This window comes from Bacillus cereus group sp. N24, from assembly GCF_016483345.1.
GTDB classification, from domain to species: domain Bacteria; phylum Bacillota; class Bacilli; order Bacillales; family Bacillaceae_G; genus Bacillus_A; species Bacillus_A toyonensis.
In genome coordinates this window covers 132420-146979 of the sequence record NZ_JAEHCA010000006.1, presented here as the reverse complement: position 1 = coordinate 146979, position 14560 = coordinate 132420, and the positions used below count along the sequence as shown (strand labels likewise).

Here is a 14560-nt window from a genome sequence, read left to right as displayed (position 1 = left end):
TGGAGGAATTCGAATGAAAAAGAAAATTGCAGAATATGAAGTTGGTGAACAAGTCGATGTTTTCTTGTTAATTAAAACAGCGACAAAAGGTCTCGCAAGTAATGGAAAGCCGTTTTTAACAGTAATTTTACAAGATCCAAGTGGAGATATTGAAGCGAAGCTATGGGATGTATCACCGGAAGTTGAGAAACAATATGTAGCAGAAACAATCGTTAAAGTAGCTGGAGATATTTTAAACTATAAAGGACGTATTCAATTACGTGTGAAACAAATTCGAGTTGCGAATGAAAATGAAGTAACAGATATCTCGGACTTTGTAGAAAAAGCACCAGTGAAAAAAGAAGATATGGTTGAGAAAATTACGCAATACATATTTGAAATGAGAAACCCGAACATTCAACGTCTAACAAGACATTTATTAAATAAGCATCAAAATGAGTTTTTAGAATATCCAGCAGCGACGAAAAATCATCACGAGTTCGTATCTGGACTAGCTTATCACGTTGTATCGATGCTAGATTTAGCAAAAGCTATCTCGGCTCTATACCCATCGTTAGATAAAGACTTACTATATGCAGGCGTTATTTTACATGATCTTGGTAAAGTAATTGAGCTATCTGGTCCAATTTCTACAACGTATACGTTAGAAGGAAATTTACTAGGCCACATTTCTATAATGGTGAACGAAATTGGGAAAGCAGCAGACGAATTGCAAATTGATGCAGAAGAAGTATTAATTCTTCAGCACATCGTCCTTTCTCATCACGGAAAAGCAGAATGGGGTAGCCCAAAACCACCATTAGTAAAAGAAGCAGAAATTCTGCATTACATTGACAACTTAGATGCAAAAATGAACATGATGGACCGCGCATTAGGACGTACAAAACCAGGCGAATACACAGAGCGTGTCTTCGCACTTGATAATCGTTCGTTCTATAAACCGACGTTCCATAATTAAGATTGTAAATAGAATGGCCTCATTAAGCGTTAAAAGCTTAGTGAGGCTGTTTTTGTATTAAAAATTAAATGAAATAGTTAAGAAGTACGCATGGGGTTAACGAAGAACGATTAAAACATATCTCACCACTAGAATGGGAACATATCAACTTTAATATGGCAGATACTTAGAATCGCTTCAGCCTGTACAATAGGCCTAAAAATAAGAGTTGAAATTTGTTTAGCATATATTTTTGTTAAAAGGTGGGAGGGATCCCTATATAAAAAAAGACACCCTAAGGTGCCTTTCCTCGACTAGATCGGAGTACCGCCAGCATTTCAGAAAAAATATGCTAAGCAAAAAATACAATAAGCTGTCCATATGGGCAGCTTATTTATATAATTCTCGTTCTCGGAAGTTGATCTTGTAGCGTTCTTTCTCGTAATTCACTATGTTTTCCAAAGAAAATAGTGAAAGGCAAGGCGATGAATACATTTACAAAATGACAAAACTGTAAGAATACACGAATGTTTGTAAGAAAGTTCGATGTTTTCCTTTTTCTTTTTTTATTATAGTGAAAAAGAAGAACGAAATATTCTCTTATGTAGGAAAGGAAGATAATAATGATTGATCTATTAAATAAATGGATGTCAGAAAGTACAGGCAATTTCAATATCGTTGTAGGACTTACAGCACTTCTATTTTTGGGTTCAGTAATTGCACTTATTATTATTTACAAAAAAATTGGTAAACCATATGAAAGAACAAATGCTATTTATTTAAAAATTACTTCTCGTATGTTTACTATTCAGATTCTAATGAATGCTATATTTATTTCTTTAGTTGGTAAAGATATTGAGAATTTCCGTCAAATCTTTATATTATTTGAAGCTTTTGTATTCTTTATTGGAGCTATTTATTCGTTTAAATTATATAAACAGGAATACAAATAATCCACTTATAAGAAACAATAAAAAATGTAAACTTTTCATTTTTAGTTAACTGTATATTCTATACATATGGGGTTAACATAACGTCTCATTATGAGGAGTCAATCTATCTAGAAACCTAGAAAAGCCCCTTCAGATTTTCTCAAGGGGCTTTTCGTTCATATAATCAGTGTTATCGGTAGTTAGGTCTCTTTAGTTGAATGGGAATATTTTGATCCAGTAGAAGAACGCAAAACCTCCAGCTACAAATAAAGCAGCTAAAATGAATGTTATTAGAGGTATTTTATTTTTCATACTTCCCTCCCCTTTTTCCTAATTGTACCATTTAGAGGAAGTGATATGTTGTATAATTTTGGTTGTATATGATATTCATGTAAGGTTAACATAACGTCTTATTACCGGTAGCAAGGACAAGGAGGAACCCCTATTCTCACAAGGGAACTTCCTTTTTTTGTTTTATGGATCTATGCATTTTTTAATACATTCCTATCCTGGAGCGGCTTTAGAGTCCTCGTTTGTTGCTGAATTAGCTGAAAAACAGTATAAGATCTTGCATACTCTTAGCGTGTTTTTTCAAAAATGCTGGCGATATCCTACATCCATCAACTTATGAATTTTATAATGTCCTCAAACCAAGAACCTCGCGTGTTTTTAGTCCAAGAACGTTAGTTATTAGATCTTAAAAGAACAGCCCTTCAAAATAAGGGATAGCACTAACAAAATCTATATTTTCTAGTTTATGGGAAATGTTTATTGTGATAAAATATCAGAAAAATCAAATAAAATAAAGGAGATAAGGAATATGAACATATTAGAAAAAATTAAAGAAAACGTTTCAAAGGTTATTGTAGGAAAGGAAGGAGTAATTGATTTAGCGATGATTGCATTAGTTGCAAATGGACATGTTTTATTAGAAGACGTACCAGAAACAGGGAAAACAACATTAGCCAAAACTCTTGCGAAAAGTATTGATGGGGCTTTTTAGCGTGTTCAATTTACATCGGATACGTTGCCGGGTGATGTAGTAGGATTAGAATACTTTGATATGAAAGAAAGTGATTTTAAAACGAGTAGGCTATGCACCAGAAGATCTTCTCTGAGTTAGTATCTCTCATTTGTGGTAGGAAGAAAAATAATGTAACTCCTCATCGCCATCAGATTAAGAATTTCATTATTCTCCAAAACGACAAAAGTACACTGAATTCTCATAAACAACCAACTGTGGTGAGATAAAATTTTTGTTTTGGGGCATGGGGAGCCTTGAGTCTTTAGCTTGATAGTGATGTGACGCTATCCCACATAGAAATTAATGATTTTACACCCTAAATGTTATTTAACTAAAAAAATATCTCAAATTCGAGATTTTTCACTTGCTTTTTAATCACTTGAGATGTAAAGTGATAGTAACGAAAGCAAATGAGTCATATGAAAAACATACACTCAGTTGTTTTCGTCTTACACAGTAAAATAATGTATGAATGAATTCAATGCAGCTTATTTAGTAAAAACTACGACTAAGTTATAAAAACATAATGAGGATAAATTGAAAAGCTAAGAAGCATAATATTTTTTTTGTTATCACTTGACTAGTAAAATGAAACGGAGGAATGACCGATGTATGAAATTAAAGGGCATCATCACATTTCAATGGTTACGAAAAACGCAAATGAAAATAATCACTTTTATAAAAACGTGCTTGGTTTACGTCGTGTGAAAATGACGGTAAATCAAGACGATCCGTCAATGTATCACTTATTTTACGGAGATAAAACAGGAAGCCCAGGTACGGAATTATCGTTTTTTGAAATTCCTTTAGTAGGAAAAACATATCGTGGTACGAATGCGATTACTCGAATTGGATTACTCGTTCCGTCAGAGGACAGTTTGCAATACTGGAAAGAACGATTTGAGGAATTTGGTGTGGAACATAGTGAAATGACAACATATGCAAATCGTCCTGCTTTGAAATTTGAGGATTTTGAAGGACTTCGTTTCGTACTACTCGTTTCAAACGGCGAAAAAGTGAAGCATTGGGAAACGTGGGAGAAATCAGAAGTTCCTGCAAAGCATCAAATTCAAGGAATGGGTGCTGTGGAAATGACAGTGCGTAGACTTGATAAAATGGCGAGTACACTTACAGAAATGTTTGGTTACACAGAGGTTAGCCGAGATGATGAAGAAGCAATTTTTCAGTCTATAAAAGGAGAGGCCTTTGGAGAAATCGTTGTGAAATATTTAGATGGTCCTTCTGAAAAGCCGGGCCGCGGTAGTATTCATCATTTAGCAATTCGTGTGAAAAACGATGCAGAGCTTGCCTATTGGGAAGAACAGGTGAAACAAAGAGGCTTCCATTCTTCAGGAATCATCGACCGTTTCTATTTTAAAAGCTTATATTTCCGTGAATCAAACGGAATTCTATTTGAAATTGCGACAGATGGACCAGGATTTACAGTTGATGGAGATGTGGAGCATTTAGGAGAAAAACTTGATTTACCACCATTCTTAGAAGATCAGCGAGCAGAAATTGAAGCAAATTTAGCTCCGATTGAAGAGAAGTAATAGAAGAAAAAATACAAATTTAATATATAAATGAAAACCATTGGAGGAATAGAAAATGAACCAATTAAAAGGAATTCACCACGTTACAGCGATTACAAGTAGTGCAGAAAAGAACTATGAATTTTTCACTCATGTTTTAGGAATGCGTTTAGTTAAAAAAACGGTAAACCAAGATGATATTCAAACGTACCATTTATTCTTTGCAGATGATAAAGGTAGTGCAGGAACAGATATGACATTCTTTGACTTCCCAGGTGTTCCGAAAGGTGTACACGGTACAAATGAAATTTCAAAAACTTCATTCCGTGTTCCGGCTGATGCAGCATTAGAGTATTGGGTGAAACGCTTTGATCGTCTTGAAGTGGAACATACAGGAATTAAAGAGCAATTTGGTAAGAAAACCCTTTCTTTCGTTGATTTTGATGATCAACACTATCAATTAATCTCGGATGAAGTTGATAAAGGGGTAGAATCAGGTACACCATGGCAAAACGGGCCAGTGCCATTAGAATATGCAATTACTGGTTTAGGACCTGTATTTATTCGTATCGCAAACTTTAGTTTCTTTAAAGAAGTGTTAGAAAAAGTTCTATTATTTAAAGAGATTGCTCAAGAAGGAGAATTCTATTTATTTGAAGTGAATGAAGGTGGAAACGGTGCATCTGTCATTGTAGAACATAATACAGTTCTTCCTGAAGCACAACAAGGTTTTGGTACAGTTCACCATGCTGCATTCCGCGTAGAAGATCGCGCTGTATTAGAAGAATGGATTGAAAGAATAGGTAGCGTTGGTCTCCCTTCATCTGGTTATGTAAACCGTCACTTCTTCGAGTCATTATACGCAAGAGTGGCACCGCAAATTTTATTTGAATTCGCAACAGACGGCCCAGGGTTTATGGGAGATGAGCCATACGAAACACTTGGAGAAAAATTATCTTTACCTCCATTTCTAGAGCCAAAACGTGAAGAAATTGAAAAATTAGTTCGTCCAATTGATACAGTGAGAAGTACGAAGGAATTTATTAAAGAGTAAAAACAGAGATAGTAAGTAGGAGAGCAAGTAGTTTTAGCGAATCGCTGAAACTACTTGCTTTTTTATTGGTCGATAAAAATTCTGATAATTATTTCTCAAGTTTTGTAATAGGAAATGTTTAGTATAATAACAATAAAATATTAAAAATTCTGATAATAATTTTTCAATACATGCTAATGGGCAATGATGTACAATTTGAATAATTGTATAAATATCCCAAATTTATAAATTGGGGCAAGGGGGACGCGAGGTATGGGAGCAGATGTAGTAACGAAGGAGCAAATGAAACATTTTTTAGATGATTGGTATCGTGTAATGTTGCAGCAACATATAGAGAAAGCTACAGAAATGAAAGAGGAGATTGATAGTAAGATTAGTGGTTTGGAAGTGGATCAAGATGTATCGCTTTATCATGCGTTATTGAAATTCAGATATGATGCATTAGTTGATTGGATTGCAGTTAGAGAAGATAGTTTTGATAAAGTAGAATCTTTCGAAATTCCGACAGAAGGCTTTCTAGCGTATTACTATCACTTCTTTAAAGGATTTCATTGTACATTAATTTCAAATTATAACGAAGCGAAAGAACAGTATGAAAAAGCTGAGAAGTTATTGAAATATATTGCAGATCCGATAGAGCATGCAGAGTTTAATTATCGGATGGGGAACTTTCATTATCATTCCTATCAACAAATTAATGCGATTGATTATTTGAAAAAGGCAAAAGAAGATTTTATGAAGCAATCAGGATATGAGATTAATTTTGCCTTATGTGAGAATATTTTAGGGTTATGCTATGTTGATTTAAATCAATTTGAGTTAGCAGAGGAGATATTTAATAATTCATTAAATGTTTTTCAACAAATTAATCATGAAAAATATATTTTAATGGTTAGAAATAACTTAGGGTTGCTATATGCAAATCAGAATTTATCTGAGTTAGCCATTCGCCATTTATCCGAAGTAACAAAGAAAGCTCCTAATCATTTTAGGGCACTGTACTTGGAGGCTGATGAATATTTAAAAATAAAAGAATTTGAAAAAGCGAGTGCCATAATAAGTAAAGGATTGCATATTTGTAATCAGTTGAAGAATCAAGAATATCAATACCGATTCATGGTTTTAAATGAAATGAATACAAATATTGATGCATTAGAAGAGGTTGTTATAGCAGGTATTTCTTACTTTGAAAGAGAAGAGTTATTTGACTGTATTCAGGAATATACAGAACGCTTAGCAGATAAATTTTATGATATAAACAATCATGAAAAGGCTAGTAAATATTATCGTATGAGTAAAGAAGCGAGGCAAAAACAGATGACAAAAGGGGCGTTAAAGTAATGAAAAAAATTGTGTTAACAGTAATTGGATTTGCATTTACTTTTTCAGTTTTAGGTTCCCATGATTTTAATGCTATTGCTCTTAATAAGGGAGATACAGGTGGAGCGCCAGCAGGACCAGAGTATTCTGGTTTTAATAAGGGAGATACAGGTGGAGCACCAGCAAGACCAGACTACGTTAACATTGGAGACACGGGTGGAGCACCTGCAGATAATAGAGGCGACGGCGGCGGAGTAAGCCAACTATAATAAAAATAAAGAAGGGACTTCATATGGAAGCCCCTTCTTTATTTTTTGGCCATGCAGAGAAAAGAATTGACTTACTTTTAATATGTAACTATAATAGTTACAAAGTAACCATCAGTAATAGAGATGAGTTATATTTTTTTAATATAATTGTAACTGATTCAGTTACAATTAAAAATCAATCATAAAACAACCAAAAAATGTAAAAACTTTAAATAGCAACATGAGAAAGGAGACGGAAATTTTGAAACGGTTTAAGTTTTATATGATTAGCGGTATTGTGCTCGTTTTGTTAGTAGTATGTAACTTCGTCGATAAGCCGATTGCGAAGGTTAGAGAAGTGAAAGATACTGTTATGATGAAGCTGAATACGAAAGAGAGTATGGCACAGATTGATGGGCAGACGATTTACTTTAAGCAAATTGGTGAGGGGAAGCCGCCTTTACTTATGCTTCATGGATTTGGTGGTTCTTCAGATGGGTTTAGTGATATTTATCCGGAACTTGCGAGAGATCATACGATTATTGCAGTTGATATTTTAGGATTTGGGCGTTCTTCTAAGCCGGTTGATTTTCAGTATTCGTTTCCTGCGCAAGTGAATTTATATTATAAGTTAATGAAGAAGCTCGGATACGATCAGTTTGCGGTACTTGGTCATTCGATGGGGGGAGAGATGTCCCTTAATTTAGCGTATTTATATCCGGACGCAGTGACACATCTCGTTTTGGCGGATTCTACAGGAATCGAGTCTTTCCAGCAAAAAGAAAGTTATGAAGTGCCGCCCCTATCAATGGATCTTCAAACTGTAACAGAGATTACGGATTATAATAAAAATGAAGTGAAAAATAGTCGTGATGATAAAGAGCATTACGATCAGCTTACGAAAATGAGAGAGCGCCGCATTGCGATGGAGGCCGATAAAATTAAAGTACCGACTTTAATTATATGGGGACGACATGATAAGAGCGTTTCTTGGAAAAACGGTGAGCTGTATCATCAGTTATTTACAAATAGTACATTTCATATTATTGAAAATGGATACCATGCTCCGTTCCGCCAAGAGCCAATCGAATTTATGGAATATGTACAAGCATTTTTCTCAAAGCATCCACAATAAAAAGTTTTTAAGCATAAATCCACTTCTTTCCTCATACAGTGAAACTAATAAGGCTTGTCTAAGGAAAGGAATGAAGTGATTTGGAAATTTTACCATGGTGGGTTTATCTTGTAATTGTTGGGATTGTACTAAGTGGCTACATGGTTTTATATACTTCGAAAAAAGAGCAAGAGATGGATAATGAGTTTATCGAAAAAGAAGGCGAAGTATATATGAAACGTTTAGAAGAAGAGCGTGAGAAACGTAATCAGGATAGTGATAAAGATTCGGTATTACTTTAATAGAAACTTTTGAAGAAGAGAAAAGAGTTTAGTTTCTCTTCTTTTTATTGTTCGGGAAATTATTATAGAAGAAAAATATAAAAAATTTGCATGACATAAAGTGCGCAATGGCTTTATGTTAAGGTGTAACGCATAAGTTGCGTAGGTTATGCAACGATAACTAGCTTTACTCTGCATCATTTGTTTGACCATACTAGGCGTAGAGAGGTGATAAACACAGTATGATTTTTAGCGAGCGTTTAAAAGAAGAAAGGGAAAAAAGAAATTGGTCGCAAAATGATTTGGCTGAAAAACTTCATGTAAGTAGGCAGTCTGTTTCGAAATGGGAAACAGGAAAGAACTATCCGAGCATTGAAATTATTATTCATTTAAGCGATCTGTTCGGTATTACGATTGATGAGTTATTGAGGAGTGATGAAGAGTTGACACAGAAAGTTATTGAAGATAGTAAGCAATTGGCATATCCAAAATGGAAGGTGTTTTTTGGTAGTTTATTTATGATGGGCGTATTTTTGTTTGTTACAAAAATCGTTGTGTGGATGTTAAATAAGTTTGCAGGAGCGAGCATTACAATTGTAGCAGACGCACCGTATATGATGAACTTTCTACCTCTTATATTAATGATCGTAGGTGGCACGGTTTCTGATAAGTTGAAGAAAATATATAAATAGAGGAAAGGTTTGAAAGAAATTCCCTACACTAGCTGTTCTTTTCATATAAATTGTGTACTATAAAGGATAGGATGATATAAAGAAGGGGACATTTAGAATGGAATTTCATGAACAAAAGATTTTGCCAGCAGTGAGGCAAATTAAAGACTTGGAAAAGCTATTACATAGTTCGTATGAATATATTGTTATTTTAGATATTCATGTTGGTCAATTGAAGAGTGTTGTTTCACTCGCGAAGCAACACGGTAAAAAGGTGTTTTTACATGTTGATTTGATCCATGGGTTACAAAGTGATGGGCATGCGACGGAGTTTTTATGCCAAGAATATAAACCGTACGGGTTATTGTCAACAAAGGCGAGTGTAATTATGAAGGCGAAGCAAAAGGGTGTCGTCTCCATTCAACGCATCTTTTTGATTGATTCGAGTGCGATGGAAAAGAGCTGTAATTTGTTAGAAAAGACGAAACCGGATTATATAGAGGTGCTTCCTGGTGCGCTAACGGATGTGATCGCTGAAGTGAAAGAGCGTACAGGTGTACCGATTTTAGCGGGTGGTTTTATTCGTACTGTGGAGGATGTTGAAAGAGCTTTACATGCTGGTGCGACAGCGATTACGACATCGAAAAAAGAATTATGGAAACATTACCAAAAAAAGTGACGAAAATGTGAAAAGATTCTGTTGACACCGCTTTCATTAGCGGTTAACATTATAGACAAGTTAATAAACGTGACGGAGAAAAGAAGAGATCCACATTTCATTGTTTCTATATACTTTTATATAGAAGCGTGTAAGCTGTGGATCTTTTTCTTTTGAAAAAAACGAATGGCCATTCATTTTACCTCTATCACATTTGAAAGCATTTAAATTGATTGTGGAGGGATTTTATGTCAGCATTTTTAGGGGAATTAATAGGGACAGCGTTGTTAATCGTACTTGGTGGCGGCGTTTGTGCTGGTGTAAGTTTAAAGAAGTCGTTTGCGAAAGATTCTGGTTGGATTGTAATTACAATGGGCTGGGGCTTAGCGGTAGCGGTTGCAGCGTATGCGGTTGGATCAATTAGTGGGGCACATTTGAATCCAGCTTTAACGATAGGACTAGCATTTAAGGGAGCGTTCCCATGGAGTGACGTACCAGGTTATATCGCAGCACAAATGATTGGGGCAATTATCGGGGCAATTATCGTATATTTACACTATTTACCACATTGGAAAGAAACAGAAGATCCAGGAACAAAGTTAGGCGTATTTGCAACAGGTCCAGCAATTCCGAACACATTTGCAAACCTTTTAAGTGAAATGATTGGAACATTCGTTTTAGTATTTGGTATATTAGCAATTGGAGCAAATAAATTTGCAGATGGATTAAATCCATTTATCGTAGGTTTCTTAATTGTAAGTATTGGTTTATCATTAGGTGGAACAACAGGATACGCAATCAACCCGGCTCGTGATTTAGGTCCGCGTATTGCACACTTCTTCCTTCCGATTGCAGGAAAAGGCGGTTCAAACTGGAAGTATGCATGGATTCCAGTAGTTGGTCCGATTTTAGGTGGATCACTTGCAGGTTTATTCCATCAAGTTGTATTTGAAGGAAAACAAAATTCAGCACTTATTTATGTAATTATTGCAACTGTGGTTGTACTAGCAATCTCATATATGACAAGTAAAAAAAGTGGAAGCACTACAAATAGTAGAAAAGTAGCATAGGGGGAAAACGATATGAAAAAATATATTCTTTCATTAGACCAAGGAACAACTAGCTCACGCGCAATTCTTTTCAATAAAGAAGGGAAAATTGTTCATTCAGCTCAAAAAGAATTTACGCAACATTTTCCAAAGCCAGGCTGGGTAGAACATAATGCACAAGAAATTTGGGGATCTATTTTAGCAGTTATCGCAACTTGCTTAAGTGAAGCGGATGTAAAACCAGAGCAAATCGCAGGTATCGGTATTACGAACCAACGTGAAACAGCGGTTGTATGGGATAAAACGACTGGTAAACCAATTTATAACGCAATCGTATGGCAATCTCGTCAAACAATGGAGATTTGTGATGAGTTAAAAGAAAAAGGTTATAGCGAAATGGTTCGCGAAAAAACAGGTCTTTTAATTGACGCATACTTCTCTGGTACGAAAGTAAAATGGATTTTAGATAACGTTGAAGGTGCAAGAGAAAAAGCAGAAAACGGCGAGTTATTATTCGGAACAATTGATACGTGGCTTGTATGGAAACTATCTGGTGGTAAAGCGCACGTAACAGACTACTCAAATGCATCACGTACATTAATGTTTAACATTCACGACTTACAGTGGGATGATGAGCTTCTAGACATGTTAACAGTACCAAAGAGCATGCTTCCTGAAGTACGTCCATCATCTGAAATATATGGTGAAACAATTGATTATCACTTCTTCGGTCAAAATATACCGATTGCAGGTGTAGCTGGTGACCAGCAAGCAGCATTATTTGGACAAGCTTGTTTCGGTGAAGGTATGGCGAAAAATACTTACGGAACTGGTTGCTTCATGTTAATGAACACAGGTGAAAAAGCAGTAGCTTCTGAGCACGGTCTATTAACAACAATTGCATGGGGTTTAGATGGTAAAGTAAACTACGCATTAGAAGGAAGTATTTTCGTAGCAGGTTCTGCAATTCAGTGGTTACGTGACGGAATGCGCATGTTTAAAGATGCAAGTGAGAGTGAAGTGTACGCATCACGCGTTGAATCAACTGATGGTGTATACGTTGTACCAGCATTCGTAGGACTCGGAACACCTTACTGGGATAGTGAAGTACGCGGCGCTATGTTTGGCGTAACACGCGGTACGACGAAAGAGCACTTCATTCGTGCGACGCTAGAATCTTTAGCATACCAAACGAAAGATGTACTTTGTGCAATGGAAGCAGATTCAGGTATCGAACTAAATACATTACGCGTTGATGGCGGAGCAGTTAAGAATAACTTCTTAATGAAGTTCCAAAGTGATATTTTAGAAGTTCCTGTAGAGCGTCCAGTGATCAATGAAACGACAGCTTTAGGTGCAGCATACTTAGCAGGTCTTGCGGTTGGATATTGGAAAAACCAAGATGAAATTAAAGCACAGTGGCATATGGACAAACGCTTTGAACCAACGATGGAAGCGGAAACAAGCGAAGAGCTATATGCTGGATGGAAAAAAGCAATTGAAGCAACAAAAGCTTTCAAATAATCATAAACAGTGTTATAATGATGACAAGTTAATAATTCGGTAGGAGATTTGGAGAGACCACAACACGCTATAGAGGCGAAATCTATAGCGGAGTTCGTGGTCTCTTTTTTCGTTATCAAAGGGAGGAATTACCATGAAATTTTCAAGTAAACAACGTAAAGACGTATTAAACGGAGTAAATAAACAAGAGTTAGATGTGATCGTAATTGGTGGAGGTATTACTGGTTCTGGTATTGCATTAGATGGGGCAACACGCGGGTTATCAACAATTGTGTTTGAAATGCAGGACTTTGCAGCAGGTACATCAAGTCGTTCTACGAAACTTGTACACGGTGGTCTACGTTATTTAAAACAACTTGAAGTGAAAATGGTAGCAGAGGTGGGGAAAGAGCGTGCGATCGTATATGAGAACGGTCCCCATGTAACAACACCAGAGTGGATGTTACTTCCGTTCCATACAGGCGGTACGTTCGGATCATTCAGTACATCAATTGGTCTTCGTGTGTACGACTTCTTAGCAGGTGTAAAACGAAGCGAGCGCAGAAAGATGTTTAACCGTGAAGAAACATTAAACAAAGAGCCTCTTGTGAAAAAAGAAGGATTAAAAGGCGGCGGTTACTACGTAGAATATCGTACAGACGATGCGCGTCTTACAATTGAAGTAATGAAAGAAGCAATTGAGCATGGTGCGAAAGCTGTTAACTACGCAAAAGTAGACAGTTTCTTATATAAAGATGGAAAAGTATGCGGTGTACGTGTAATCGATTTACTAGACGGAGAAGTGTACGAAGTTTACGGTAAGAAAATTGTAAACGCAGCTGGTCCTTGGGTAGATACACTTCGTGAAAAAGATAACTCGAAAAAAGGAAAAGTACTTCAGTTATCAAAAGGTGTTCACTTAGTAATTGATCAAAAACGTTTCCCATTAGGTCAAGCAATTTACTTCGATACACCAGATAAACGTATGGTGTTCGCGATTCCTCGCGGCGGAAAAACATACGTAGGTACAACAGATACGTTCTATGATAAAGATGCAGCTGTACCACACATGACAACAGAAGATCGCACATACATTATTAATGCGATTAACTACATGTTCCCAAGCGTGAAAATTACGGAAAAAGATGTTGAATCAAGCTGGGCTGGTGTACGTCCATTAATTTATGAAGAAGGTAAAAATGCATCTGAAATTTCTCGTAAAGATGAAATTTGGACTTCTGAATCTGGTTTAATTACAATCGCTGGTGGTAAATTAACAGGATACCGCAAAATGGCTGAAATGGTAGTAGACTACGTAACAAACTTACTACAAAAAGAAGGTCATAGTGCATATCCGAAGAGTGACACGAAACATATGCCAATCTCTGGTGGACATGTAAGTGGTTCACACGGATTCCCAGCATTCGTTGCGAAAAAAGCAGACGAGGGTACGAAATCTGGTTTAACGAAAGTACAAGCAGAAGAGTTCGCGAAATTCTACGGCTCTAACGTAGACGTACTATTCGACTTAGCGAAAAAACATAAAGATGAAGCGAAAGAATACAACATGCCGCTAGACGTTCTAATCCCACTTGTATACGCAATGGATTACGAAATGACAGCAAAACCAGTTGACTTCTTCGTACGCCGCAGAGGCGCTGTATTCTTCAACATCCACTGGGTATATGAGTGGAAAGAAGCAGTAATCAACTACATGGCTGCGAAACTAGGCTGGAGCAAAGAAGAGCAAATGAAATACACAGCAGAATTAGAAAAAGCATTAACAGACGCTGTCATTCCTGTGGATCAACAAGAGCAGGCAGCTGCGTTAGCTTAAAATAGAAAACCACCTGAAGGGGAGCCCTTTAGGTGGTTTTTTCTCTTGACTAAAAATAAATAAAATGTGTTACAATGATGATAGAGTATATAGTATGAATTTTGCATAAAATAAAGAAGACAGAAGCCTGAGAAACTTCTGCCTTTGTAACCTAACTTGCTATTGTGGTGGTAGTAGGTGCGGTTATAAGACAATTACATTAACGTTTTAGCCGAGAACCGCCCTTACCTTTTCCACGAAGCAGGGTGGTTCTCGCTTTTTTGTATACAGAAATTAGCCACGGACCGACGTATCTTCTACCGATGACAACGCCAGCTCCGGTTAGGATACCATACACTAATTTAATTACAAACATCGCGATCATATTATCACCTCCCCCTTTTTTCAAAATGGAAGAGAT

14 protein-coding genes and 1 pseudogene are annotated in these 14560 nt (G+C 36.3%); 14 read left to right on the top strand and 1 reads right to left on the bottom strand.

The window, feature by feature from the left end:
• Positions 1 to 13 precede the first annotated feature (13 nt).
• The 14 genes and pseudogenes from yhaM to glpD all read left to right on the top strand — a co-directional run bounded on the left by yhaM (position 14) and on the right by glpD (position 14160).
• The gene (gene yhaM / locus JDS95_RS11905; protein WP_000726648.1) at positions 14 to 958 is read left to right on the top strand and encodes a 3'-5' exoribonuclease YhaM; all 945 of its coding nucleotides are present in this window, start codon (positions 14 to 16) and stop codon (positions 956 to 958) included.
• A 602-nt stretch (positions 959 to 1560) separates the two neighbouring features.
• On the top strand, positions 1561 to 1890 hold the full coding sequence (locus tag JDS95_RS11900) for a hypothetical protein (protein ID WP_000566295.1): 330 nt from the start codon (positions 1561 to 1563) through the stop codon (positions 1888 to 1890).
• A 799-nt stretch (positions 1891 to 2689) separates the two neighbouring features.
• A pseudogene (locus tag JDS95_RS11895) lies at positions 2690 to 2956 on the top strand (AAA family ATPase); the annotation flags it as partial.
• 545 nt (positions 2957 to 3501) lie between these two features.
• On the top strand, positions 3502 to 4446 hold the full coding sequence (locus JDS95_RS11890) for a ring-cleaving dioxygenase (RefSeq protein ID WP_000272967.1): 945 nt from the start codon (positions 3502 to 3504) through the stop codon (positions 4444 to 4446).
• 55 nt (positions 4447 to 4501) lie between these two features.
• On the top strand, positions 4502 to 5479 hold the full coding sequence (locus JDS95_RS11885) for a ring-cleaving dioxygenase (protein WP_001072564.1): 978 nt from the start codon (positions 4502 to 4504) through the stop codon (positions 5477 to 5479).
• A 252-nt stretch (positions 5480 to 5731) separates the two neighbouring features.
• On the top strand, positions 5732 to 6820 hold the full coding sequence (locus JDS95_RS11880; RefSeq protein WP_000500566.1) for a response regulator aspartate phosphatase: 1089 nt from the start codon (positions 5732 to 5734) through the stop codon (positions 6818 to 6820).
• Positions 6820 to 7068 (top strand): hypothetical protein, encoded by a 249-nt coding sequence (locus JDS95_RS11875; RefSeq protein WP_000725083.1) that lies wholly within the window; start codon positions 6820 to 6822, stop codon positions 7066 to 7068. The genes JDS95_RS11880 and JDS95_RS11875 overlap by 1 nt, the downstream gene beginning before the upstream one ends.
• Positions 7069 to 7309: 241 nt before the next feature.
• Complete coding sequence (locus JDS95_RS11870; RefSeq protein ID WP_000819489.1) at positions 7310 to 8182, top strand: alpha/beta fold hydrolase; 873 nt, start codon at positions 7310 to 7312, stop codon at positions 8180 to 8182.
• An 80-nt stretch (positions 8183 to 8262) separates the two neighbouring features.
• Positions 8263 to 8463 (top strand): sporulation YhaL family protein, encoded by a 201-nt coding sequence (locus tag JDS95_RS11865; protein WP_000404439.1) that lies wholly within the window; start codon positions 8263 to 8265, stop codon positions 8461 to 8463.
• Between the two features lie 221 nt (positions 8464 to 8684).
• Positions 8685 to 9134, top strand: coding sequence for a helix-turn-helix domain-containing protein (locus JDS95_RS11860; RefSeq protein WP_000577662.1), 450 nt, complete (start codon positions 8685 to 8687; stop codon positions 9132 to 9134).
• A gap of 97 nt (positions 9135 to 9231) precedes the next feature.
• On the top strand, positions 9232 to 9792 hold the full coding sequence (gene glpP / locus JDS95_RS11855; RefSeq protein WP_000394289.1) for a glycerol uptake operon antiterminator GlpP: 561 nt from the start codon (positions 9232 to 9234) through the stop codon (positions 9790 to 9792).
• A 227-nt stretch (positions 9793 to 10019) separates the two neighbouring features.
• A complete protein-coding gene (gene glpF, locus JDS95_RS11850) occupies positions 10020 to 10841 on the top strand; it encodes a glycerol uptake facilitator protein GlpF (protein WP_001272192.1) in 822 nt (273 codons plus the stop codon).
• 12 nt (positions 10842 to 10853) lie between these two features.
• Positions 10854 to 12344, top strand: a complete 1491-nt coding sequence (gene glpK, locus JDS95_RS11845; protein WP_000759981.1) for a glycerol kinase GlpK — start codon at positions 10854 to 10856, stop codon at positions 12342 to 12344.
• A 133-nt stretch (positions 12345 to 12477) separates the two neighbouring features.
• Entirely contained in the window at positions 12478 to 14160 is a 1683-nt protein-coding gene (gene glpD / locus JDS95_RS11840) for an aerobic glycerol-3-phosphate dehydrogenase (RefSeq protein WP_000672825.1), read from the top strand.
• Between the two features lie 199 nt (positions 14161 to 14359).
• Here glpD and JDS95_RS11835 read toward each other — a convergent pair whose 3' ends face one another.
• Positions 14360 to 14524: a hypothetical protein gene (locus JDS95_RS11835; protein ID WP_000561154.1), complete on the bottom strand. Its 165-nt coding sequence runs from the start codon at positions 14522 to 14524 to the stop codon at positions 14360 to 14362.
• Positions 14525 to 14560: the final 36 nt, after the last annotated feature.

Coding starts and splice junctions, on each gene's coding strand:
- JDS95_RS11885 (WP_001072564.1), top strand. CDS start 4,502: ATGAACCAATTAAAAGGAATTCACCACGTTACAGCGATTACAAGTAGT.
- JDS95_RS11900 (WP_000566295.1), top strand. CDS start 1,561: ATGATTGATCTATTAAATAAATGGATGTCAGAAAGTACAGGCAATTTC.
- glpF (WP_001272192.1), top strand. CDS start 10,020: ATGTCAGCATTTTTAGGGGAATTAATAGGGACAGCGTTGTTAATCGTA.
- JDS95_RS11835 (WP_000561154.1), bottom strand. CDS start 14,524: ATGATCGCGATGTTTGTAATTAAATTAGTGTATGGTATCCTAACCGGA.
- JDS95_RS11890 (WP_000272967.1), top strand. CDS start 3,502: ATGTATGAAATTAAAGGGCATCATCACATTTCAATGGTTACGAAAAAC.
- glpD (WP_000672825.1), top strand. CDS start 12,478: ATGAAATTTTCAAGTAAACAACGTAAAGACGTATTAAACGGAGTAAAT.
- glpK (WP_000759981.1), top strand. CDS start 10,854: ATGAAAAAATATATTCTTTCATTAGACCAAGGAACAACTAGCTCACGC.
- JDS95_RS11875 (WP_000725083.1), top strand. CDS start 6,820: ATGAAAAAAATTGTGTTAACAGTAATTGGATTTGCATTTACTTTTTCA.
- yhaM (WP_000726648.1), top strand. CDS start 14: ATGAAAAAGAAAATTGCAGAATATGAAGTTGGTGAACAAGTCGATGTT.
- JDS95_RS11860 (WP_000577662.1), top strand. CDS start 8,685: ATGATTTTTAGCGAGCGTTTAAAAGAAGAAAGGGAAAAAAGAAATTGG.
- glpP (WP_000394289.1), top strand. CDS start 9,232: ATGGAATTTCATGAACAAAAGATTTTGCCAGCAGTGAGGCAAATTAAA.
- JDS95_RS11880 (WP_000500566.1), top strand. CDS start 5,732: ATGGGAGCAGATGTAGTAACGAAGGAGCAAATGAAACATTTTTTAGAT.